This window comes from Kitasatospora sp. NPDC005748, from assembly GCF_040630735.1.
Taxonomy (GTDB): domain Bacteria; phylum Actinomycetota; class Actinomycetes; order Streptomycetales; family Streptomycetaceae; genus Kitasatospora.
The window spans coordinates 14,576-34,965 of sequence record NZ_JBEXYD010000039.1; the positions used below are offsets into that span (position 1 = coordinate 14,576).

A 20,390-nucleotide genomic window follows, 5' to 3' on the forward strand; every position below is an offset into this window, starting at 1 on the left:
GGCGCGCGGCCTCCGGGGCGAACGGCACCGGAGGCCGCGCGTTAATCTTGGCCCTATGCCTGAACGCCGTACTGTCGCCCTTGTCACGCTCGGATGCGCCCGCAACGAGGTGGACTCCGAGGAACTCGCCGGGCGACTGGAGGCCGACGGCTGGCTGCTCGTCGACGACGCCTCCGACGCCGACGTGGCCGTCGTCAACACCTGCGGGTTCGTCGAGGCCGCCAAGAAGGACTCCGTCGACGCCCTGCTGGAGGCCAACGACCTCAAGGGGCACGGTCGCACCCAGGCCGTCGTCGCGGTCGGCTGTATGGCCGAGCGGTACGGCAAGGAGCTGGCCGACGCGCTGCCCGAGGCGGACGGCGTGCTCGGCTTCGACGACTACTCCGACATCTCCGACCGCCTGCAGACCATCCTGTCCGGCGGCCACCACGCCCCGCACCTGCCGCGCGACCGCCGCAAGCTGCTGCCGCTGAGCCCGGTCGAGCGCCAGGCCGCCGCCGCAGAGGTCGCCCTGCCGGGCCACGGCGCCCCCGAGGACCTGCCCGAGGGCCTCGCCCCGGCCTCCGGCCCGCGCACCCTGCGCAAGCGGCTGGACGACAACCCGGTCGCCTCGGTGAAGCTCGCCTCGGGCTGCGACCGCCGGTGCTCCTTCTGCGCCATCCCGGCCTTCCGCGGCTCGTTCATCTCGCGCCGCCCCTCCGACGTGCTGCAGGAGGCCCAGTGGCTGGCCGCGCAGGGCGTCCGCGAGGTGGTGCTGGTCAGCGAGAACAACACCTCCTACGGCAAGGACCTCGGCGACATCCGGCTGCTGGAGACGCTGCTCGGCGAGATCTCCGCGATCGAGGGCGTCGAACGCGTCCGGGTCTCCTACCTGCAGCCCGCCGAGATGCGGCCGGGGCTGATCGACGCGATGACCGGCACCGCCGACGTGGTGCCCTACTTCGACCTCTCGTTCCAGCACTCGGCGCCCGCGGTGCTGCGCCGGATGCGGCGGTTCGGCTCCACCGACCAGTTCCTGGAGCTGCTCGGGACCATCCGCGGCAAGGCCCCGCAGGCCGGCGCCCGCTCCAACTTCATCGTCGGCTTCCCCGGTGAGACCGAGGAGGACTTCGCCGAGCTGGAGCGGTTCGTCACGCACGCGGGCCTCGACGCGATCGGCGTCTTCGGCTACTCGGACGAGGACGGCACCGAGGCGGCGACCTTCGACGGCAAGCTGCCCGAGGACGTGGTGGCGGACCGGCTGAACCGGCTCTCCAGGCTCGCCGAGGAGATGACCGCCCAGCGGGCCGAGCAGCGGATCGGGACCGAGGTCGAGGTGCTGATCGAGTCGGTCGACGGCGACCTGGTCGAGGGCCGCGCCGCCCACCAGGCCCCCGAGACGGACGGCCTCACCACGCTCACCGGGGTGGCCGACCCGCAGGTCGGCCGGTTCTACCGGGCCCGCGTGGTCGCCAGCGAGGGCGTCGACCTGATCGCCGAGGCGCTGGAGCAGGTCCGGGTCGGCCAGGCCCCGGGAGCCGGGGAATGACCAAGGGGCCCGGCGCTCCGGCCGCGGCTCACCCGGGCAGACCGGCGGCCGCGGCCCCGCCGGCGCCGGGAATCTGGAACATCGCGAACATGCTCACGATGCTCCGGCTGCTGCTGGTGCCGGTCTTCGTGGCGCTGCTCTTCGCCGACGGCGGCCACGACCCCAAGTGGCGCGCGGTGGCCTGGGCCACGTTCGCGGTCGCGATGATCACCGACCTGTTCGACGGCGAGCTGGCCCGCCGCAAGGGCCTGGTCACCGACTTCGGGAAGATCGCCGACCCGATCGCCGACAAGGCGATCATGGGCTCGGCGCTGATCGGCCTCTCGGTGCTGGGCGACCTGCCGTGGTGGGTCACCGTCGTCATCCTGGCCCGGGAGCTGGGCATCACCGTCATGCGGTTCTGGGTGATCCGGTACGGGGTCATCCCGGCCAGCCGGGGCGGCAAGCTGAAGACGCTCACCCAGGGCATCGCGGTGGGCATGTACGTCCTGGAGCTGACCGGCTGGCTGGCCACCGCGCGGGCCGTGCTGATGGCGTTCGCGGTGCTGCTCACCGTCGGGACGGCGCTGGACTACGTCGGGCAGGCGCTGCGCCTGCGCCGTGAGGGGCTGGCCGCGGAGCGCGCCGGCCGGTGAGGGAGGCGGACGGGGTGGGGTTCGGAGCGGACAACGTCGGAGCGGATAACGTCGGAGCGAGCGACTCCGGAGCGGGCGGCTTCGGAGCTGACTACGGAACGGCGGCGCTGAAGGCGCACGCCGCGCTGCGCGGGGAGGGCGCCACGCTGGCGGTCGCCGAGTCGCTCACCGGCGGGCTGCTGGCGGCCGCGCTGGTCGACGTCCCCGGGGCGTCCGCGACCTTCCGCGGCTCGGTCACCGCGTACGCGACCGAGCTGAAGGCCTCGGTGCTCGGCGTCGACGAGGGGCTGCTGGCCGTGCACGGGCCGGTCCACCCGCTGGTGGCCCGGCAGATGGCCGAGGGCGTGCGCCGGCTGCTGGGGGCCACGTACGGGCTCGCGACCACCGGAGTGGCCGGCCCGGATCCGCAGGACGGACAGCCGGTGGGCACGGTACACCTCGCACTGGCCGGCCCGGGGGGAAGTCGGGTCAGTTCGCCGCGACTGTCGGGGGACCGTGCCACAATCCGTCACGGAGCGGTGACCGCCGCTCTGGAGCTGCTCGTCGGGCGGCTCCCGTCCGGTGCGTCCACGCACTGACCAGCCGCTCGCCCTCGGTGTCCGCCGTCCGGCCCGCACCGTGGAAGGCTCCGCCCCCGGTGTCCGGACCGGTCCGTCGGCGCAGATCTCCACCGAACCGAGATCTGCCGAACTGGCGTCCGGGGATGAGGTCGACGGAGGATCGTGTTACATCGGAGGTCCTGGGGCAGAAACCAGGTGGCGAACGAGTGGCGCGGCGGTGACCCGGTGCCGCACGGAGGGTACGACGAGGTGCCCGCAGGCCGGGGTGCGACACCGAAACAGGGGAGGGGACAGCCTTGCAGCCCAGAGTGAACACGACCATGGTCCCCGCACGCGAAGCGGGCAAGGCGGTACGGTGGGGGCGTGACATCTCGATCCGCAGTCCGAGGAGGGAGGCACCGATGATCCTGCTCCGTCGCCTACTGGGCGATGTACTGCGTCGGCAGCGCCAGCGCCAGGGCCGCACACTTCGCGAGGTGTCGGCAGCAGCCAGGGTTTCGCTCGGTTACCTCTCCGAGGTCGAGCGGGGACAGAAGGAGGCCTCCTCGGAGCTGCTCTCCGCGATCTGCGACGCACTCGACGTTCGAATGTCCGAGGTCATGCGCGAGGTCAGTGACGAACTCTCGCTCGCCGAACTTGCGGCGATGTCCAGCCTCTCCGAAGGTGAACTGCTGAGGCCGGTGCTCGAACCGGTACCGCTGCCCGCCCCCGGCAACGACCGGGCGAACCTCTCGCCCAAGGCCGCCGCGATGGACGTGGTCGCCGCCTGACCTGGCCTCGACGCCCGGGCGCCTGGTGCCCGGGGCGAGCGAAGGAGGCCGGTCGTGCGGAAGGCAGCTACGACGTTCGCCGAGGCCCGAATACGGCTGGGGCAGCTGGTTCCCCGGCGTCTGCGCAGGCTCCTGCCGATGTCGGCGGGCGCTCTCGCCGGCTGGCTGGTGCTCCGGGGCCAACCCGCCGACGGGGCCGCGCTGGGGCTGCTCGCGGCCGGCGGGTGGGGGCTCGGGCTGATCCCGGTGCACGCGGACCGGTGGTCCACCGGACCGGAGCCGCGCCGAACGGGTGAGCCGAAGGCCCGGATGGAGGCAGAGCCTCCGATCGGGTGAGTGCAGTGACGCGGTGCGAAGGCCGCGAGGTGGTTCTCCGCCTCGCGGCCTTCGCCGTGCCCGGCGGCGGGCGCCCGCCGTTCCCCGGGCCCGGGGCGGGTCAGGGGCGCAGCCGCAGGCCCCGTGGGGTGGGGTGGAAGCCCGCCTCCTCCAGGGCGGCGCCGAGCGGGGAGCCGAGCGCGGGCACGCCGTTGGCCCGCTCGACGGTGACGCTGCCGAGCGCCCCCGCGCGGACCGCCGAGGCCAGCGCGGCCGTCGCGGCGGCGAGGGTGGCCTCGTCCTCGGGCCAGGCCAGCAGGGACTTGCCGCCCCGCTCGATGTAGAGGCCCAGCTGGCCGTCGACCAGCACCACCAGGGCGCCGGCCTTGCGGCCGGGGCGGTGCGCCCTGGCCTCCCGGGCCTCCTTGGTCTCCTTCGGCGCCTCCCCGGCCGCGGTGGCCCGCTCGGCACCGGGTGCCGCGGTGCCCGGCGGGTCGGGCCAGGGCAGCGCGGCGCCGTAGGCGTTCGCCGGGTCGGCGGCGGCCAGGACCAGCACCTGCGGGGGCTCGGCCGCCGGACCGGCCGGCCACTCGGCGGCCCGGGCCCGCTCCAGCCGCCCGCTGACGGACCGCAGCCGGTCGGCGGCGCCGTCCATGGCGAACTGGGCGCCGCCCAGCCCCTCCACGAAGTACCCCCGGCGAGCCCGGCCGCGCTCCTCCATCGCGGCGAGCACCCGGTACACCCCGGCGAAGCCGCCCGGGATCCGCTCGGCCACCACCGCGCCCCGGGTCAGCAGGCCGTGCCGGTCCAGCAGGCTCTGGGCCTGGATGGTGGCCCGCACCGTCGGGTCGGCGTCGAAGGCGGGCAGCAGCGACCAGCGCCCGGCCACCGTCGGCGGTCCGCCGCGCAGCGTGCCGCCGGCCCGGCCGAAGGCCCGGCCCGCGCCGCCGTAGCGCCCGCGCGGGGTGGCCCGGGGCGCCCGGTGGGCGGTCGCGCCGGCCGTCCGGCCGGAGCCGAGCAGGGCGCGCAGCGGGGCGAGGGTGTCGTTGCTGACGTACCCGGCCCAGACCAGGTCCCAGAGGGCCTCGACGACCTCGGTCTCGGGGGTGTCGGGGAACTGGGCGACCAACTGGCGGAAGAAGAGCCCGTAGCCGCCGGCCAGGGCCTCCAGCAGCGCGGTGTGCACGGGTGTGACGGCGGGCGGGACGGGCTCCGGACGCAGCAGGTGGGCGTGCTCGGCGAGGTGCAGGCCGATCCAGCCGTCCTTGCCGGGCAGGGCGCCGGCGCCGGACCAGCCGATCTCACCGGCGGCCATCAACTCGTCCAGCAGGCCTGGGGAGTAGTCCGCGAGCCGGGCCGGGAGGATCAGCCGCTCCAGGGCGGAGGCGGGCAGGGCGGTGCCCTGGAGCTGCTCGACCACCCGGAGCAGGCCGTCCGGGCCGCGCAGCCGGTGGCCGGCCAGGTGCTGCCACTGCGGGAGGAAGGCGGCCAGGGCGCGCGGCGGGACGGCCTCGACCTCCTGGCGCAGGGCGGCCAGCGAACGGCGGCGCAGCCGGCGCAGCACCTCGGCGTCGCACCACTCGACGGTGGCGGAGTGGCCGTCGGTGGAGGCGGGGCGAGCGGCGTCCGGCACGAGGGGGTGGGCGTCGGGCGGGCGGAACTCGCCCTGGACCAGCCGCCCGGCGGCGGTGAGGCGCTGCAGGGTGCCGGCGACCACCGCGCTGCCGAGGCCGAAGCGGGCGGCGGCCTCGGCGGCGGTGAACGGGCCGTGGGTGCGGGCGTACCGGGCGAGGAGGTCGCCCAGCGGGTCCTTGACCGGCTCGGTGAAGGCCTCCGGGACGCCGACCGGCAGGGGGGTGCCCAGGGCGTCGCGCAGCCGCCCGGCGTCCTCGACGGCGGCCCAGCGCTGCTCGCCGGCGATCCGGACCGCGATCACCCGGCGGGTGGCTTCGAGCTCCAGGGCCCAGAGCGGTTCGGCGCCGCGGGCGGTCAGCTCGGCCTCGGTGAGCGGACCGAGCAGCCGCAGGGCGTCGGCGACGCCCTCGGCGTCCTTGACCCGGCGCTCGGGGGTGAGCCGCTGGAGCTCCGCCTCCAGCTCGGCCAGGACCTGCGGGTCGAGCAGCTCGCGCAGCTCGGCCTGGCCGAGCAGCTCGGAGAGCAGCCGAGAGTCCAGCGCGAGGGCGGCGGCCCGGCGCTCGGCGAGCGGGGAGTCCCCCTCGTAGAGGAACTGGGCGACGTAGCCGAAGAGCAGCGAGCGGGCGAACGGGGAGGGCTCGGGCGTGGTGACCTCGACCAGGCGCACGGCGCGCGATTCGAGGTCCCGCATCAGCTCGACCAGGCCGGGGACGTCGAAGACGTCCTGGAGGCACTCCCGGACGGCTTCCAGGACGATCGGGAACGAGCCGTACTCCGAGGCGACCTCCAGGAGCTGCGCGGATCGCTGGCGCTGCTGCCAGAGCGGGGTGCGCTTGCCCGGGCTGCGCCGGGGGAGCAGCAGGGCGCGGCCGGCGCACTCGCGGAAGCGGGAGGCGAACAGGGCGGAGCCGCCGACCTGGTCGGTGACGAGCTGTTCGATCTCGCCGGAGTCGAACAGGGCGGCGTCGGCGCCGACCGGGGCGTCGTCCGGCGCCGGCTGCTCCACCGGGAAGTCGAGCAGGTCGGCGTCGGGGAGGCGGAGCACGATGCCGTCGTCGGCGTGCATGACCTGGGGGTCCAGACCGTGCTTCTCCCGCAGCCGGGCGCCGATCGCGAGCGCCCAGGGCGCGTGCACCTGGGCGCCGAACGGGGAGTGGATGACGATCCGCCAGTCGCCGAGCTCGTCGCGGAAGCGCTCGACCACGATGGTGCGGTCGTCCGGGAGGTGGCCGCAGGCGGCGCGCTGCTCGGTGAGGTAGCCGAGGAGGTTCCCGGCGGCCCAGTCGTCCAGGCCGGCCTGCCGGAGCCGGGCGGTGGCGGCGGCGGGCTCCAGCGCGCCCAGCTCGCGGGTGAACGCGCCGAGCGCGCGGCCGAGTTCGAGCGGGCGGCCGAGGGTGTCGCCCTTCCAGAACGGGAGCCGGCCGGGGACCCCGGGCGCGGGGGTGACCAGCACCTTGTCGTGGGTGATCTCCTCGATCCGCCAGGAGGTGGTGCCGAGGGTGAAGACGTCCCCGACGCGCGACTCGTAGACCATCTCCTCGTCCAGCTCGCCCACCCGGCGGCCGCCGGTGCCCTTGCGGCCGGCCTTGGAGTCGGCCGCCTCGGAGCCGGCGATGAAGACGCCGAACAGGCCGCGGTCGGGGATCGTACCGCCGGAGGTGACGGCGAGCCGCTGGGCACCGGGGCGGCCGGTGACGGTACCGGCCACCCGGTCCCAGACCAGGCGGGGGCGGAGCTCGGCGAAGGCGTCCGAGGGGTAGCGGCCGGCCAGCATGTCCAGCACGGCGTCGAAGGCGGACTGCGGCAGGGTGGCGAACGGTGCGGCCCGGCGGACCAGTGCGAGCAGGTCGTCCACCGGCCAGGTGTCCAGCGCCGTCATGGCGACGAGCTGCTGGGCGAGCACGTCCAGCGGGTTGCGCGGGATGCGCAGCGCCTCGATCCGGCCGGCCCGCATCCGCTCGGTGACCACGGCGGACTGCACCAGGTCCCCCCGGTACTTGGGGAAGAAGACGCCGGTGGAGACGGCGCCGACCTGGTGGCCGGCCCGGCCGACCCGCTGGAGGCCGGAGGCGACCGAGGGCGGTGACTCGACCTGGACGACCAGCTCGACGGCGCCCATGTCGATGCCGAGCTCCAGGCTGGAGGTGGCGACCACGGCGGGCAGCCGGCCGGCCTTCAGCTCCTCCTCGACCAGGGCGCGCTGCTCCTTGGAGACCGAGCCGTGGTGGGCGCGGGCGATCACCGGCGGGGCGCCCCTGGCGACGCCGGACTCGGCCATCACCTGGGCGGGCGCGTGCGCCTCGGGGAGCGGCTCGCCGGCGGCTCGCTCGTAGGCGATCTCGTTGAGCCGGTTGCAGAGCCGCTCGGCGAGCCGGCGGGAGTTGGCGAAGACGATGGTCGAGCGGTGGGCCTGGACGAGGTCGACGATCCGCTCCTCGACGTGCGGCCAGATCGAGGCTCCGCCGCTCTGCCGGTCGGTGTCGCCGCCGGTGGCGGGGGCGGGCGGCAGGTCGTCGAGGTCGGGGACGGGGACGACCACCGAGAGGTCGAACTCCTTGGCACCGGCGGGCTGGACGACGGCGGCACCGCGCCGCGGGCTGAGGTAGCGGGCCACCTCCTCGACCGGCCGGACGGTGGCGGAGAGGCCGATCCGGCGGGCCGGGTGCTCCAGCAGCTCGTCCAGCCGCTCCAGGGAGAGCGCCAGATGGGCGCCGCGCTTGGTGCCGGCCACGGCGTGCACCTCGTCCAGGATCACCGTGTCGATGCCGCGCAGGGCCTCCCGGGCGGCGGAGGTGAGCAGCAGGAAGAGCGACTCGGGGGTGGTGATCAGGATGTCCGGCGGGTGGGTGGTGAAGCGGCGCCGGTCGGCGGCGGGGGTGTCGCCGGAGCGGATGCCGACCTGGACGTCCGGCTCGGGCAGGCCGAGCCGGACGGCGGCCTGGCGCAGTCCCGCCAGTGGAGAGCGCAGGTTCCGCTCGACGTCGACGGCGAGGGCCTTGAGCGGCGAGATGTAGAGGACCCGGCAGCGGCGCTTCGGCTCGGCGGGGGGCGGGGTGCTGCTCAGGCGGTCCAGCGCGGAGAGGAAGGCGGCGAGCGTCTTGCCGGAGCCGGTGGGGGCCACCACCAGGACGTCCGTCCCGCCGGCGATGGCCTGCCAGGCCTCGGCCTGGGCGGTGGTGGGCGCGTGGAAGGCGCCCGAGAACCACGCCCGGGTGGCCGGGGCGAATCCGGCCAGCGGGTCGGCGGGCGGCTGGGGGTGGGTCTTCGGCGCCATGCCCCCATGGTGCCGGGTGGCACTGACAAGGGGCGGGTGGAGGCGGCAGCGCCGGTCGGCCGGGGCGGCCGGGTCCGTCGGGGTGTCGCGAGGGCGGGGCGTCGGGGTGCCGGGCCGTGGCGAAGTCGGGGCAGGAGGGGTCGGGAGGGTCACCGGAAAGGCAGAAAGGATAATCCGCTCATATGGTGATAATTCAGACACCTGATCCTCTCGTGGCATCGGACCTCCGGTGATCGCCGGACCCCCGCGGCCACCGGGACCGACGAGCGGAGACCGTGCGATGGCGCAGGCGCACCCGGCCGGCAGCGGTCCCGTGCAGGTCCCCCCGCGCCGGACCCGGGGCCCGGTCCGCGCACTGCTCGCGATGCTGCTCACCGCGCTGGTGGTCGGCGGCGCCGTCCCGTACGTGGCCGGGCCCGGGCGGGAGTACTTCAGCTACCTGGTGCTGGCCGAGCGGCAGGACGCGTCCGGCGCCGCCCGGGCCGGTGCCGAGGCGCGTGCCGCCGGCGGGCAGGTCGTCCAGGAGTACCCCCAGATCGGGGCGGTCCTCGCGTACGCCGCCGGCGGCTTCGCCGACAAGGTCCGGGACCGGCCCGGAGTGGCCGCGGTGGGCGCCACCCGGACCTCACCGGTGCCGAGTCCGCCCCGCCCGCTGGACGGCGCCGGCGACTTCGGGGCCGGGGCCGGCGGCGACCGGGCGGGGTCGGACAGCGCGGACGACGCCACCCCCACCGTGGCCGACCCGGGCGAGCGCGACGCCTGGAACCTCGCGATGCTCGGCAGCGGCGGCGGCCCGTCCGCCGACACCACCGCCACCCTGCTGCGCGGTCCCGGCACCGGACCGGGCGCCCCCTCCGCCGACGCGCTGCGCCGGGTGCTGGTCGCCGTGCTCGACTCGGGCGTCGACGACACCCATCCGGACCTGCGCGCGGCCGTGGACCCGAAGAGCTCCGCCTCCTGCGCGGACGGCCGCCCGGACGCCCGGACCGGCGCCTGGCGGCCCGACCCCGGGGTCGGGGAGAGCGGCCACGGCACGCACGTCGCCGGGATCGTCGGCGCGGCCCGGGACGGCCACGGCGTCAGCGGCGTCGCGCCAGGCGCTCGGATCGCCGCCGTCCGGCTGCTCGGGCCGCTGGGGCAGTACTACGCGGAGAACATCGTCTGCGGCATGCTCTGGGCCGCCGACCACGGTGCCAAGGCGATCAACAACAGCTACTTCGCCGACCCCTGGAAGTACAACTGCCCGGAGGACGGCGACCAGGCCGCGCTGACCGCCGCCGTCGCCCGGGCCGTCGACTACGCCCGGCGCAAGGGGGCGGTGGTGGTGGCCTCGGCCGGCAACGACGGGCAGGACCTCGGGGCCGCCCGCACCGACGACCGCAGCCCCAACGACCGCAGCTCCGGCCCGGCCCGGACCCGCTACGTCGGGACGGAGTGCGTCCGGCTCCCCGGCGAACTCCCCGGGGTGGTCACGGTGACCGCCGTCAACCGGGACGGCCACCCGTCCGCCTACTCCAACTTCGGGCGCGGCAAGGTCTCGCTGGCCGCCCCCGGCGGCGACCCGGACGGCGGCCCGCAGGGGGCGGTGGTCTCCGACTGGCCCGGCGGCCAGTACGCCGCGCTGGCCGGCACCTCGATGGCCGCGGCCCATGTGACCGGCGCGGTGGCGGTGGCCGCCGCGCTGCACCCGGACTGGGACTCGGACCGGCTCGCGACCCTGCTGGCCACCACCGCGGCCGCCGCCTGCCCGCCCGGCCCGTACGCCTGCGGCGACCGCCAGTACTACGGCGCGGGGACGCTCGCGCTGCCGCACTGAGCGGGCGGGGCCCGCCCCGGGTGGCCGGGGCCCGCGCCGGGCTGGGGACCGCCGGAAACCGGGTGACGGGCGCCGCGCCGTGGGCGAGGATCGGGGGATGACCGTCCACCTCACCACCGAGCGGCTGGTGCTGCGCCGCTTCACCCCCGCCGACGTCGACCACCTGCTGGAGCTGGACGGCGACCCCGAGGTGATGCGCCACCTCACCGGCGGCCGGGCCACCCCGCGCGAGGTGGTCGAGCGGGAACTGCTGCCGCTCTACTTCGACCACTACCGGCGGTACGGCGACCTCGGCTGGTGGGCCGCCGAGGAGCGGGCCGGCGGGGCCTTCCTGGGCTGGTTCGAGTTCCGCCCGACGGACCGGCAAGACCGCGGCGAGGTCGAGCTCGGCTACCGGCTGCGCCGGCCGGCCTGGGGCCGCGGCTACGCCACCGAGGGGGCCCGGGCGCTGATCCGCCGGGGCTTCAGCGAGCTCGGCGTGCGCCGGGTGGTGGCGTACACGATGACGGTCAACCGCGGCTCGCGGCGGGTGATGGAGAAGGCCGGGCTCCACTTCGTCCGGACCTTCCACGAGGAGTACCCGGAGGCGATCCCGGGCTCGGAGCACGGGGAGGTCGAGTACGCGCTGGAGGCGGCCGACTGGACGCCCTGAAGCCTCCGGTCCGGTCCGGGATACTGGTGGGCATGAGGCTGACCGAATTCTGGCGACGGATGTACGCACACTTCGGGGAGGTGTACGCGGAGTCCTTCGCCACCGACCACGTGATGAGCGAGCTGGGCGGGCGGACGGTGCAGCAGGCCCTGGACGCGGGCTGGGAGGCCAAGGACGTCTGGCGGATGGTCTGCGAGAACCAGGGCGTCTCCGCAGTGCTCCGCTGAACCGGTGCCCGGTGCCCGGTGGGGTGTCGGGCATGGGACAGACTGTCCGAGTGACAAGCAGCGCAGAACCGCAGAATTCGGACAGGTCGGCGCAGGTCGCCGACGAGGCCGCGGGCCGGCGGCCCGAACACCGCGACGGCGCCGACCGGGAGCCCGCCCGCGACTGCGCGCCGGCCCCGGCCGACGGGCTCCTGGGGACCGGCATGCCGCGCTGGCTGCCCCGCGCCATGGTGCTGGCGCTGGTCATGGTCGGGCTGTTCCAGCTCGCCGACTGGGCCTTCCACCAGCTGATCGACCTCTTCGTGATGCTGCTGGTCGCCTTCTTCCTCTCGCTGGCGCTGGAGCCGGCCGTCGACCGGATGGCGGCCCGGGGGGTGCGCCGGGGCGTCGGCACCTTCCTGGTCTTCGTGGCGGTGGCGGTCGCGGTGGGCGGGTTCCTGGCCGCGCTCGGCACCCTGCTGGTCGACCAGGTGGCGAAGATCGCCGGTGACCTGCCGCACCTGCTCGACAACCTGATCCACTGGATCAACCAGACCTTCCACCAGGACCTCTCGCTGGACGAGCTGCAGAAGAAGCTGCTCAAGGACTCCGGGGCGATCGAGACCTACGCGCAGCAGGCCGCCGACAACGTGTGGGGCGTCTCCTCGACCCTGATCGGCGGGCTGTTCCAGGCCTTCACGGTCGGGCTCTTCACCTTCTACTTCACCGCGGACGGCCCCCGGGTGCGCCGCACGGTCTGCTCGCTGCTGCCGCCCGCCAAGCAGGGTGAGGTGCTGCGGGCCTGGGAGATCGCGCTGGCGAAGACCGGCGGCTACCTCTACTCGCGGGCACTGCTCGCGGTCGCCTCGGCACTCGCGCACTGGGTGATGTTCGCGCTGCTGGACCTGCCGTACTCGGCGGCGCTGGCGGTCTGGGTGGGCGTCATGTCGCAGTTCGTGCCCACCATCGGGACGTATCTGGCCGGCGCGCTGCCGGTGCTGGTCGCGCTCACCGTGGAGCCGGTGGACGCGCTCTGGGTGCTGGCGTTCGTGGTCGTCTACCAGCAGATCGAGAACTACCTGCTGCACCCCCGGATCACCGCCAGGACGGTGGACGTGCACCCGGCGGTGGCCTTCGGCTCGGTGATCGCGGGCGCGGCGCTGCTCGGCGCGGTGGGCGCGCTGATCGCCATCCCGGCGGCCGCCACCCTGCAGGGCTTCGTCGGCACCTACGTGCGCCGGTACGAGGTGGCCACCGATCCGCGGATCGACCGGGGGGCCCAGCGGCGGGCCCGGCGGGAGCTGCGCCGGAAGGCGGCGCGGCGGCTGCGGCGGATGGTCGGCGCGGGGGTGGGGCCGGACGGCGCCGCGGGCGGGGAGGACGCGGGCGGCCGTGACGCCGGGCGGGACTCCGGGCGGGGCGGGGGCCCGGGCCGGGGCGGCGAGGAGTAGCGCCGGGGCCGGCGGCCGACCGTTCGGACGGGACCGGTCGGGCCGGGCCCACCTGCTCCACTTGAATCGAACAGGTGTTCTTTGTACTCTCCGGCGAAGAGTTTTCCACAGGGTCGAGCCCGGTCGGGGCCGATTGTCAGTGGGACGCGCTAGCGTCGAGAACGATGAAGCGCACAGCACAGAACCCGAGGGTGGAAGCCATGGCAGGTACGGACCGCGAGAAGGCTCTTGAGACCGCACTCGCCCAGATCGAGCGGCAGTTCGGCAAGGGCTCGGTGATGCGCCTCGGCGAGAAGGCCAACGAGCCGATCGACGTGATCCCCACCGGGTCCACCGCCCTGGACGTCGCCCTCGGGGTCGGCGGCATCCCGCGCGGCCGGGTGGTCGAGATCTACGGCCCCGAGTCGTCCGGAAAGACCACGCTGACCCTGCACCTGGCGGCCAACGCCCAGCGGGCCGGCGGCACGGTCGCGTTCGTCGACGCGGAGCACGCGCTCGACCCGGACTACGCGAAGAAGCTCGGCGTGGACACCGACGCCCTGCTGGTCAGCCAGCCGGACACGGGTGAGCAGGCCCTGGAGATCACCGACATGCTGATCCGCTCCGGCGCGATCGACCTGGTGATCATCGACTCCGTCGCGGCGCTCGTCCCGCGCGCGGAGATCGAGGGTGAGATGGGTGACTCGCACGTCGGTCTGCAGGCCCGTCTGATGAGCCAGGCGCTGCGCAAGATCGCCGGTGCGCTGAACCAGTCGAACACCACCGCGGTGTTCATCAACCAGCTCCGCGAGAAGATCGGCGTCATGTTCGGCTCGCCGGAGACGACGACCGGTGGCCGCGCGCTGAAGTTCTACGCCTCCGTCCGGCTCGACATCCGCCGGATCGAGACCCTGAAGGACGGCACCGAGGCGGTCGGTAACCGCACCCGGGTGAAGGTCGTCAAGAACAAGGTGGCCGCGCCGTTCAAGCAGGCCGAGTTCGACATCCTGTACGGCGTGGGCATCAGCCGCGAGGGCGGCCTGATCGACATGGGCGTCGAGCACGGGTTCATCCGCAAGTCGGGCGCCTGGTACACCTACGAGGGCGACCAGCTCGGCCAGGGCAAGGAGAACGCCCGCAACTTCCTGCGGGACAACCCGCAGCTCGCCGACGAGATCGAGCGGAAGATCAAGACCAAGCTCGGCATCGGCCCGAAGACGGCGGAGCCGGCCGAGGGCGAGGCGCCGGCCGCCGGTGCCGACGCCGCTGCCGAGGGCGGGGCCAAGCCGATCACCGCGACCGCCGCCAAGACGGCCGCGGCGAAGAAGACGACGGCGGCGGCCAAGGCCTGAGTCATTGATGCAGCACAGCAGGGCGGTGGACGGCGGCCCGGCGGGCCCGGAGGACGACGACTACGGCCCGCCGGACTGGTTCGCCGCAGTGGCCGAGCCGGAACCGGGGCCGGAGCCGGAGTTCGAACCGGATCCGGAGCCGGGGCCCGGACCGCGGCCCGAGCGGGGCGTGCCGCCCGGCCGGGCCGGGCGGCGGGGTGCTCCTGACGGCGCGAGCGGTCCGGACGGCCTGGACGACGCGCTCGGGCTGGTGTCCGCGTCCGAGCTGCCGACGGGTCGGCGCCGGCGCCGTTCGGCGCTGGTGGAGGAGACGGCTCCCGGCCATCCGGCCGGGGGAGGGGCGGCCGGTCACGGGGGTGCGGCCGCCCCTGTCTCCCGCACCGGCCCGGCGGCCGATCTCGCCGACCCGGCCGACGCGGCCGAGGAGGGCGGGCGCGCCGGGCGGGGCGCAGGTGCCCGTCGCACGCGGGGACGCGCGCGGGAGCGCGCCGAGGGCGAAGGGCGCAAGGGCGCCCGGGGTGCCCGGGCGGCGAAGCCCGAGGAGTCGCTCGACCCCGAGGCCCGGGCGCGGGACATCTGCCTGCGCCTGCTCACCGGCGCCGCCAAGTCCCGCAAACAGCTGGCCGACGCCCTGCGCCGGCGGGAGATCCCGGACGAGGTCGCCGACGGGGTGCTCACCCGGCTGGAGGAGGTCGGGCTGATCGACGACGCGGCCTTCGCCCAGGCCTGGGTGGAGTCCCGGCACGCCGTTCGCGGTCTCTCCAGGCGGGCGCTGGCCCAGGAGTTGCGGACCAAGGGGGTCGCCGGCGACCTGGTCGAGCAGGCCGTCGCGCAGCTGGACTACGACGACGAGACCGAGGCGGCCCGGGCCCTGGTCGAACGCAAGCTGCGGGTGACCAGGGGCCTGGAGCGGCAGGCCCGGACGCGGCGTCTGGTCGGCGTGCTGGCCCGGCGCGGCTACTCCGAGGGGCTGGCCTTCCGGGTGGTCCGGGAGGTCCTGGACGCGGAGGCGGCCGACGGCGGTCTGGATGGAGAGGACGTGGACGGAGGACCCGGTTCCGGGTGGGAATGACGGCCCCGCTGTGGAGGAGTTCGCCAACTACCTGGCCAGTCTTGACCGTTTCGTAACCTGCGCTTAGCCTCGCACTCAGTGCGGGTAACGCGTCGATCACTCCCCGGCCGTGCCGCGGGCAGGCATGCCCGGGCCCGGTCTCGGTTGGTCCCGGGCGGCGTGGCGCGCAGGACGGGGAGTGGGCAGGATGAGGATCGCGCTGAGCGCCGGACCGGTCGTCCCCCTGCTGTCGGCCGCGGTGCTGGTCGCCGTCGTGGCGGCGGCCTGGCTGACGGTCGGGCGCCTGCGGGTCGCGCAGCGGCGGGCCACGGCCGAGACCGAGCGGGCCCGGCGCCGGGCCGAGGAGCAGTCCGCGCGGTTGCGGGCCGAACTCGACCGGCGCGAGGAGCGGTTGACCGAGGAGCTGAGCCGCCTCCGGGCCCGCGAGGGTGAACTCGACGACCGCTCGACCGCGTTGGAGCGGTCCCGGATCCAGGCCGACGAACTGCTGCGGCGCCGGGCGGCGGAGCTGGAGCGCGCCGCCGGACTCTCGGCCGCCGAGGCCCGGGCCCAACTCGTCCGGGAGGCCGAGGCCGAGGCGCGGCGGGAGGCGGCCGTCGCCGTCCGCGAGATCGAGCGGGCGGCCAAGGAGGAGGGCGAGCAGCGGGCCCGGGAGATCGTCGCGGGGGCGATCCAGCGGCTGGCGAGCGAGCAGACGGCCGAGACGGCGGTGTCGCTCTTCCGGCTGCCCAACGAGGAGATGAAGGGGCGGATCATCGGCCGGGAGGGTCGCAACATCCGCGCCTTCGAGGCGGTCACCGGCGTCAATCTGATCATCGATGACACCCCGGTCTCGGTGCAGCTGTCCTGCTTCGACCCGGTCCGCCGGGAGACCGCCCGGCTCACCCTGGAGCAGCTGGTCGAGGACGGCCGGATCCACCCGATGCGGATCGAGGACGTCCACGAGCGCAGCCGCGAGGAGGTCGAGCGGCGCTGCGTCCGGGCCGGTGAGGACGCGCTGCTGTCGGCCGGGGTCGGCGGGCTGCACCCGGAGCTGGTGCGCACCCTGGGGACGCTGCGCTACCGGGCCTCGTACGGGCAGAACGTGCTGGGGCACCTGGTGGAGTCGGCGCACCTGGCCGGGATGATGGCCGCCGAGCTCGGGGTGGACCCGGCGCCGGTGCGCCGTTCGGCGCTGCTGCACGACATCGGCAAGGCGCTGACGCACGAGGTCGAGGGCAGTCACGCGGCGATCGGGGCGGACTTCGCCCGCCGGTACGGCGAGTCGGCGGACGTGGTGCACGCGATCGCGGCGCACCACGGCGAGGTGGAGCCGAGGACGGTCGAGGCGGTGCTGACCCAGGCCGCCGACGCCTGCTCGGGCGGCCGTCCGGGGGCGCGCAAGGAGTCGCTGGAGGTCTACGTGCGCCGGCTGGAGCGGCTGGAGGAGATCGCCCGGGCGCACGAAGGGGTGGCCAAGGTCTACGCGATGCAGGCCGGCCGCGAGGTGCGGGTGATGGTGCGGCCGGAGGTGGTGGACGACCTCGGGGCGCAGGTGATCGCCCGCGAGGTCGCCAAGCAGGTGGCGGAGGAGCTGACCTACCCGGGCCAGATCCGGGTCACGGTGGTGCGGGAGAGCAGGGTCACCGAGGTGGCCCGCTAGGCGAGTCCGCCGGGCGCGGCGTCGCGCCGGGGACCTGTCGGGGCGCGGCGGCCCCGGCGCCCGCCCCGGGACCGGAGCCGGTACCGCGGGCGGATTCGGTGCCGGTGTCGCGGCCGGGACGATCGGGTTCCTGGTCCGGCTCGGCACCGCCGGCCAGGGTCGGCGGCCCGCCCCGGGCGCGCTCGGCCAGCGCGAGGAGGTCGTCCGCCGCGGCGCCCTGGGTGACCCCGACCAGATGGCCGTCCGGCCGGATCAGCAGCACGGTGTGCGGTCCGGCTCCCGGGTACTCCTCGGCGACCAGCACCTCGGCCGGCACCGGCAGGGCCGCGGCGACCTCGGCCAGCCGGGGCATCAGCCCGGCGCCGAGCCAGTGTTCGGCGGACCAGACGGCGGTGCCGGGGGCGACCAGCAGCAGCAGGAAGGGGGCACCGAGCCGGGCGTGCAGCTGGTCCGGCGTCCCGTCGGTGGTGAGCACCGGCAGGTCCGGGACGAGCACGCCGGGCGAGGTGGCGGGCAGCAGTTCGCTGAGCGAGGTCGCGTCGCGCCGGCCGCGCTGCACCGGGACCCGCCCGGGCACGCCGCTGGGCGCCGCCGGGTAGGCGGGAGCGCCGCCGAAGCGGCCGGTGCCGAGCTGGCCGTCGGCGAGCAGCGGCGCGTGCTTGCGGAACGAGCCGGAGAGCAGCGAGCGCCGGGTGGCCTGCCAGCCGCGCAGCGGGCGCAGCAGCGGCATGGCCTGGTCGACGGCGCGCAGCCGGGCGCCGACCGCGCCGCGCCGCTCGGCCTCGTACCCGTCGAGCAGCGAGCCGCCGGGCTGGGGGCCGCCGGTGTGCAGATGCCAGGCGAGGGCGAGGCGCCAGGCGAGGTTGTCGGCGTCGCGCAGGCCGTCGGCGAGGTTCTGCATGCCGAGGGCGCCGTGCAGGTGGGCGGCGTCGCCGGCGAGGAAGCAGCGGCCGCTGCGGAACCGGGCGGCGAGGCGCTGCTGGGCGGTGTGGTCGGCGGCGGCGAGCAGCTCGTACCGGGGCAGCTCGCCGCACCAGCCGGTCAGGGTCGCGGTGACCCGGGTGAGCAGGGTGTCGCCGGTGACGACGCCGGGCCAGGTGGCGTGCGGGTCGACGGGTTCGCTGGGGACCGGCCGGCCGGGGGGCAGTCGCCAGTCGAGGCGCCAGACGCCGTCCGGCAGCGGTCGGGCGGAGGCCTCGCGGTCGCCGCGCCACGGGGGCTCGCGGTGCAGCCGGGCCTCGGTGAAGGGCAGGTCGACCCGGACGGTGGCGACGGCGTTGCGGTCGACGGCCGGCCGGCCGGGGAAGCGGATCCGCAGCAGCTTCCGGACGGCTGAGCGGGCTCCGTCGCAGCCGACCAGGTGGCTGCCGCGCCACCAGGTCTCGGTGCCGTCCTGCGGGTTGCGGGTGCGGACGCTGACGCCGTCGCGGTCCTGGGCGAGTTCGGTGACGCGGCTCAACGGCACCAGCCGCACCAGCGGGGTGCCGGTCAGGGCGTCGCGCAGGCCGCGCTGGAGGCGGTGCTGGGGCAGGTGGAGGACGGGGGTGTCGGCCAGGTCGATCCGCAGCACCTCCTGGCGGCGGCGCCAGATGGTGAAGGCGTCCCACCGGGCGGCGTCCGAGGCGGCCCGCGGGTAGCCGATCCTGGTCAGGAAGGCGGCGGTGTCGGCCCCGAGCACGACGCTGCGAGGGCCCTCGGGGCAGAGCCCGGAGCCCTCGTCCAGGACGACGGTCGGCACCTCGTGCCGGGCGAGGGCGAGGGCCAGGGCCAGACCGACCGGTCCGGCCCCGACCACGATCACCGGGTCCATGCCGGGCCCTCCGCGCAGCGGCCGGCCGGGCGGGCGGAGCCGCGCACCCCCGGGGCCGGGCAGGCCGACGAGGGGGCGTCATATGCCGCGAGGATGGTCCCGGATGGTGTCACGAAGAGCAATGCAACAGTTCGCCTGCGTGTCCGTCAAGCAGCAGCTGATGTGCGCCGGTTCGCGCCGCGGCGGCCGCGTGCCTCGATCCACCGGGCGAGCGCGGTGAGCAGCAGGCACATCGCGATGTAGATGGGCCCGATCACCAGGACCACGGGGATGTAGGGGAAGCCCGCGGCGTTGAGCGGCTGACTGGCGATCGCCTTACCGACGAACAGCAGCTCGTGGTAGGTGATGATGAAGCCGAGCGAGGTGTCCTTGAGGGTGACGACCAGCTGGCCGATCATCGTGGGCAGCATCGAGCGGACCGCCTGCGGCACCAGGATGGTCGTCATCACCTGGGTCTTGCGCAGGCCGAGCGCGAACGCGGCCTCGCCCTGACCGCGCGGCACGGCGTTGACGCCGCTGCGGATGATCTCCGCCTGCACGGAGCCGTTGTAGAGCGTGAGCCCGATCACCAGGGCCCACATCGGCTCCTTGGCGAAGAAGGCGTAGTAGAGCGCGACGATCAGGATGAGCAGCGGCATCGCCCGGAAGAACTGGACGAAGGAGACCGCCGCCCAGCGGACCGGCCTGTGGTCGGAGAGCTGTCCGGCCGCCAGCAGCGCGCCCAGGGCCAGCGAGCCGACCGCGGCCAGCCCGAAGGCCTCCAAAGTGGCCAGCAGACCGTCGACGATCCGCTGCTGGACGGTGTTGTACTGGAAGACATCCCAGAGCTGGGCGTCGAACTGGCCGTTGGAGGCCAGGCTGGCGATCGCGTACCAGAGCAGGCCGGCGATCGCGAGCAGCGACAGCACCCCGAACAGCCGGTACCGCGTGCGGGCCCGCGGGCCCGGGGCGTCGTAGAGGACGCTGGCCGTGGAGGAGCGGGTGAAGAGGGCGTTCATCGGGCCACCGCCAGTCGGTCTTCCAGGAAGCGGAACAGCAGGGCGACGACGGCGCTGATCACCAGGTAGGCGCAGGCCACCCAGAAGAAGATCGCGAAGATCGAGTAGCCGTCCTCGGAGAACGACTGCTGCGCGCTGTACAGCTCGCTGACGCTGAAGGCGCCGGCGATCGCCGAGTTCCTCGGCAGGGCGATGAAGACGCTGCTCAGCGGTGCCAGCACCGTCCTGGCGGCCTGCGGCAGGACGATGCTGGTCAGGGTCTGACCGAAGGTCATGCCGAGGCTGCGGGCGGCCTCGGCCTGGCCGAGCGGCACGGTGTTGATGCCCGAGCGGAGCACCTCGCAGACGAACGAGGCCGTGTAGCTGCCCAGCGCCAGCACCGCGAAGGTGAGGTGGCTGAAGTGCACGCCGAGCGGCGGGAGCCCGAACGTGACGGCGAAGAACAGCACCGTCAGCGGGGTGTTGCGGAAGAGCGTCACCCAGGCCGTGCCGAAGCCGCGCAGCGCGGGTATGGGGGAGACCCGGAAGGCCGCCAGCAGGGTGCCCAGCAGCAGGGCGAGCAGTGCGCTGAGCGCGCTCAGCTCGATCGTCTGCAGGAAGCCGTCGCGGAACAGCGCGAAGTTGCCGTCCTCGAACAGGAAACCCATCCGGCGGCCCTCCTCTCAGGAGTGGTCAGGAACGGTGGTCGGCGGGCG

The 20,390-nt window shown here is 75.0% G+C and carries 16 protein-coding genes; 12 read left to right on the plus strand and 4 right to left on the minus strand.

Annotation, left to right across the window (positions count from 1 at the left end; genetic code table 11):
* Positions 1 to 55 precede the first annotated feature (55 nt).
* The 5 genes from rimO to ABZ495_RS24950 all read left to right on the plus strand — a co-directional run bounded on the left by rimO (position 56) and on the right by ABZ495_RS24950 (position 3,829).
* Positions 56 to 1,528 carry a 30S ribosomal protein S12 methylthiotransferase RimO gene (gene rimO / locus ABZ495_RS24930; protein WP_329489807.1) on the plus strand — a complete coding sequence of 491 codons (1,473 nt, stop codon included), beginning with the start codon at positions 56 to 58 and terminating at the stop codon, positions 1,526 to 1,528.
* On the plus strand, positions 1,525 to 2,163 hold the full coding sequence (gene pgsA / locus ABZ495_RS24935) for a CDP-diacylglycerol--glycerol-3-phosphate 3-phosphatidyltransferase (protein WP_359838177.1): 639 nt from the start codon (positions 1,525 to 1,527) through the stop codon (positions 2,161 to 2,163). Before rimO ends, pgsA begins: the two co-directional genes overlap by 4 nt.
* Before the next feature lie 107 nt (positions 2,164 to 2,270).
* Entirely contained in the window at positions 2,271 to 2,741 is a 471-nt protein-coding gene (locus ABZ495_RS24940) for a CinA family protein (RefSeq protein ID WP_329492264.1), read from the plus strand.
* Positions 2,742 to 3,124: 383 nt separating this feature from the next.
* Positions 3,125 to 3,493 (plus strand): helix-turn-helix transcriptional regulator, encoded by a 369-nt coding sequence (locus tag ABZ495_RS24945; protein WP_329489809.1) that lies wholly within the window; start codon positions 3,125 to 3,127, stop codon positions 3,491 to 3,493.
* Between the two features lie 54 nt (positions 3,494 to 3,547).
* Positions 3,548 to 3,829: a hypothetical protein gene (locus ABZ495_RS24950; protein ID WP_359806531.1), complete on the plus strand. Its 282-nt coding sequence runs from the start codon at positions 3,548 to 3,550 to the stop codon at positions 3,827 to 3,829.
* Between the two features lie 100 nt (positions 3,830 to 3,929).
* Here the strand turns inward: ABZ495_RS24950 and ABZ495_RS24955 are convergent, their stop codons facing one another.
* Positions 3,930 to 8,717 (minus strand): ATP-dependent helicase, encoded by a 4,788-nt coding sequence (locus ABZ495_RS24955; protein ID WP_359838179.1) that lies wholly within the window; start codon positions 8,715 to 8,717, stop codon positions 3,930 to 3,932.
* A gap of 280 nt (positions 8,718 to 8,997) precedes the next feature.
* Between ABZ495_RS24955 and ABZ495_RS24960 the strand changes: the two genes are divergently transcribed.
* The 7 genes from ABZ495_RS24960 (at position 8,998) to rny (ending at position 16,887) form a co-directional block, all read left to right on the plus strand.
* Positions 8,998 to 10,533 carry a S8 family serine peptidase gene (locus tag ABZ495_RS24960; RefSeq protein ID WP_359838181.1) on the plus strand — a complete coding sequence of 512 codons (1,536 nt, stop codon included), beginning with the start codon at positions 8,998 to 9,000 and terminating at the stop codon, positions 10,531 to 10,533.
* 97 nt (positions 10,534 to 10,630) lie between these two features.
* Positions 10,631 to 11,185, plus strand: a complete 555-nt coding sequence (locus ABZ495_RS24965) for a GNAT family N-acetyltransferase (RefSeq protein WP_359806523.1) — start codon at positions 10,631 to 10,633, stop codon at positions 11,183 to 11,185.
* A gap of 32 nt (positions 11,186 to 11,217) precedes the next feature.
* Positions 11,218 to 11,412, plus strand: a complete 195-nt coding sequence (locus ABZ495_RS24970; protein WP_359806521.1) for a DUF3046 domain-containing protein — start codon at positions 11,218 to 11,220, stop codon at positions 11,410 to 11,412.
* Between the two features lie 191 nt (positions 11,413 to 11,603).
* Positions 11,604 to 12,842 (plus strand): AI-2E family transporter, encoded by a 1,239-nt coding sequence (locus tag ABZ495_RS24975; RefSeq protein WP_359838195.1) that lies wholly within the window; start codon positions 11,604 to 11,606, stop codon positions 12,840 to 12,842.
* Positions 12,843 to 13,042: 200 nt separating this feature from the next.
* Positions 13,043 to 14,173, plus strand: coding sequence for a recombinase RecA (recA, locus tag ABZ495_RS24980; RefSeq protein ID WP_329489815.1), 1,131 nt, complete (start codon positions 13,043 to 13,045; stop codon positions 14,171 to 14,173).
* A gap of 301 nt (positions 14,174 to 14,474) precedes the next feature.
* The gene (locus ABZ495_RS24985) at positions 14,475 to 15,245 is read left to right on the plus strand and encodes a regulatory protein RecX (protein ID WP_359838197.1); all 771 of its coding nucleotides are present in this window, start codon (positions 14,475 to 14,477) and stop codon (positions 15,243 to 15,245) included.
* Positions 15,246 to 15,432: 187 nt separating this feature from the next.
* A complete protein-coding gene (gene rny / locus ABZ495_RS24990) occupies positions 15,433 to 16,887 on the plus strand; it encodes a ribonuclease Y (RefSeq protein WP_329489816.1) in 1,455 nt (484 codons plus the stop codon).
* Here rny and ABZ495_RS24995 read toward each other — a convergent pair.
* The 3 genes from ABZ495_RS24995 to ABZ495_RS25005 form a co-directional block, all read right to left on the minus strand.
* Positions 16,868 to 18,697: an FAD-dependent monooxygenase gene (locus ABZ495_RS24995; RefSeq protein ID WP_359806514.1), complete on the minus strand. Its 1,830-nt coding sequence runs from the start codon at positions 18,695 to 18,697 to the stop codon at positions 16,868 to 16,870. The two genes, rny and ABZ495_RS24995, sit on opposite strands and share 20 nt — an antisense overlap.
* Positions 18,698 to 18,843: 146 nt before the next feature.
* Entirely contained in the window at positions 18,844 to 19,695 is an 852-nt protein-coding gene (locus ABZ495_RS25000; protein WP_359806511.1) for an amino acid ABC transporter permease, read from the minus strand.
* A complete protein-coding gene (locus ABZ495_RS25005; RefSeq protein ID WP_329489819.1) occupies positions 19,692 to 20,342 on the minus strand; it encodes an amino acid ABC transporter permease in 651 nt (216 codons plus the stop codon). Before ABZ495_RS25005 ends, ABZ495_RS25000 begins: the two co-directional genes overlap by 4 nt.
* Positions 20,343 to 20,390 lie beyond the last annotated feature (48 nt).

Bases quoted from the DNA above. Each gene is read 5' to 3' on its own strand.
- rimO (WP_329489807.1), top strand. From the start codon at position 56: ATGCCTGAACGCCGTACTGTCGCCCTTGTCACGCTCGGATGCGCCCGC.
- pgsA (WP_359838177.1), top strand. From the start codon at position 1,525: ATGACCAAGGGGCCCGGCGCTCCGGCCGCGGCTCACCCGGGCAGACCG.
- ABZ495_RS24945 (WP_329489809.1), top strand. From the start codon at position 3,125: ATGATCCTGCTCCGTCGCCTACTGGGCGATGTACTGCGTCGGCAGCGC.
- ABZ495_RS24955 (WP_359838179.1), bottom strand. From the start codon at position 8,717: ATGGCGCCGAAGACCCACCCCCAGCCGCCCGCCGACCCGCTGGCCGGA.
- ABZ495_RS24960 (WP_359838181.1), top strand. From the start codon at position 8,998: ATGGCGCAGGCGCACCCGGCCGGCAGCGGTCCCGTGCAGGTCCCCCCG.
- ABZ495_RS24965 (WP_359806523.1), top strand. From the start codon at position 10,631: ATGACCGTCCACCTCACCACCGAGCGGCTGGTGCTGCGCCGCTTCACC.
- ABZ495_RS24970 (WP_359806521.1), top strand. From the start codon at position 11,218: ATGAGGCTGACCGAATTCTGGCGACGGATGTACGCACACTTCGGGGAG.
- recA (WP_329489815.1), top strand. From the start codon at position 13,043: ATGGCAGGTACGGACCGCGAGAAGGCTCTTGAGACCGCACTCGCCCAG.
- rny (WP_329489816.1), top strand. From the start codon at position 15,433: ATGAGGATCGCGCTGAGCGCCGGACCGGTCGTCCCCCTGCTGTCGGCC.
- ABZ495_RS24995 (WP_359806514.1), bottom strand. From the start codon at position 18,697: ATGGACCCGGTGATCGTGGTCGGGGCCGGACCGGTCGGTCTGGCCCTG.
- ABZ495_RS25000 (WP_359806511.1), bottom strand. From the start codon at position 19,695: ATGAACGCCCTCTTCACCCGCTCCTCCACGGCCAGCGTCCTCTACGAC.
- ABZ495_RS25005 (WP_329489819.1), bottom strand. From the start codon at position 20,342: ATGGGTTTCCTGTTCGAGGACGGCAACTTCGCGCTGTTCCGCGACGGC.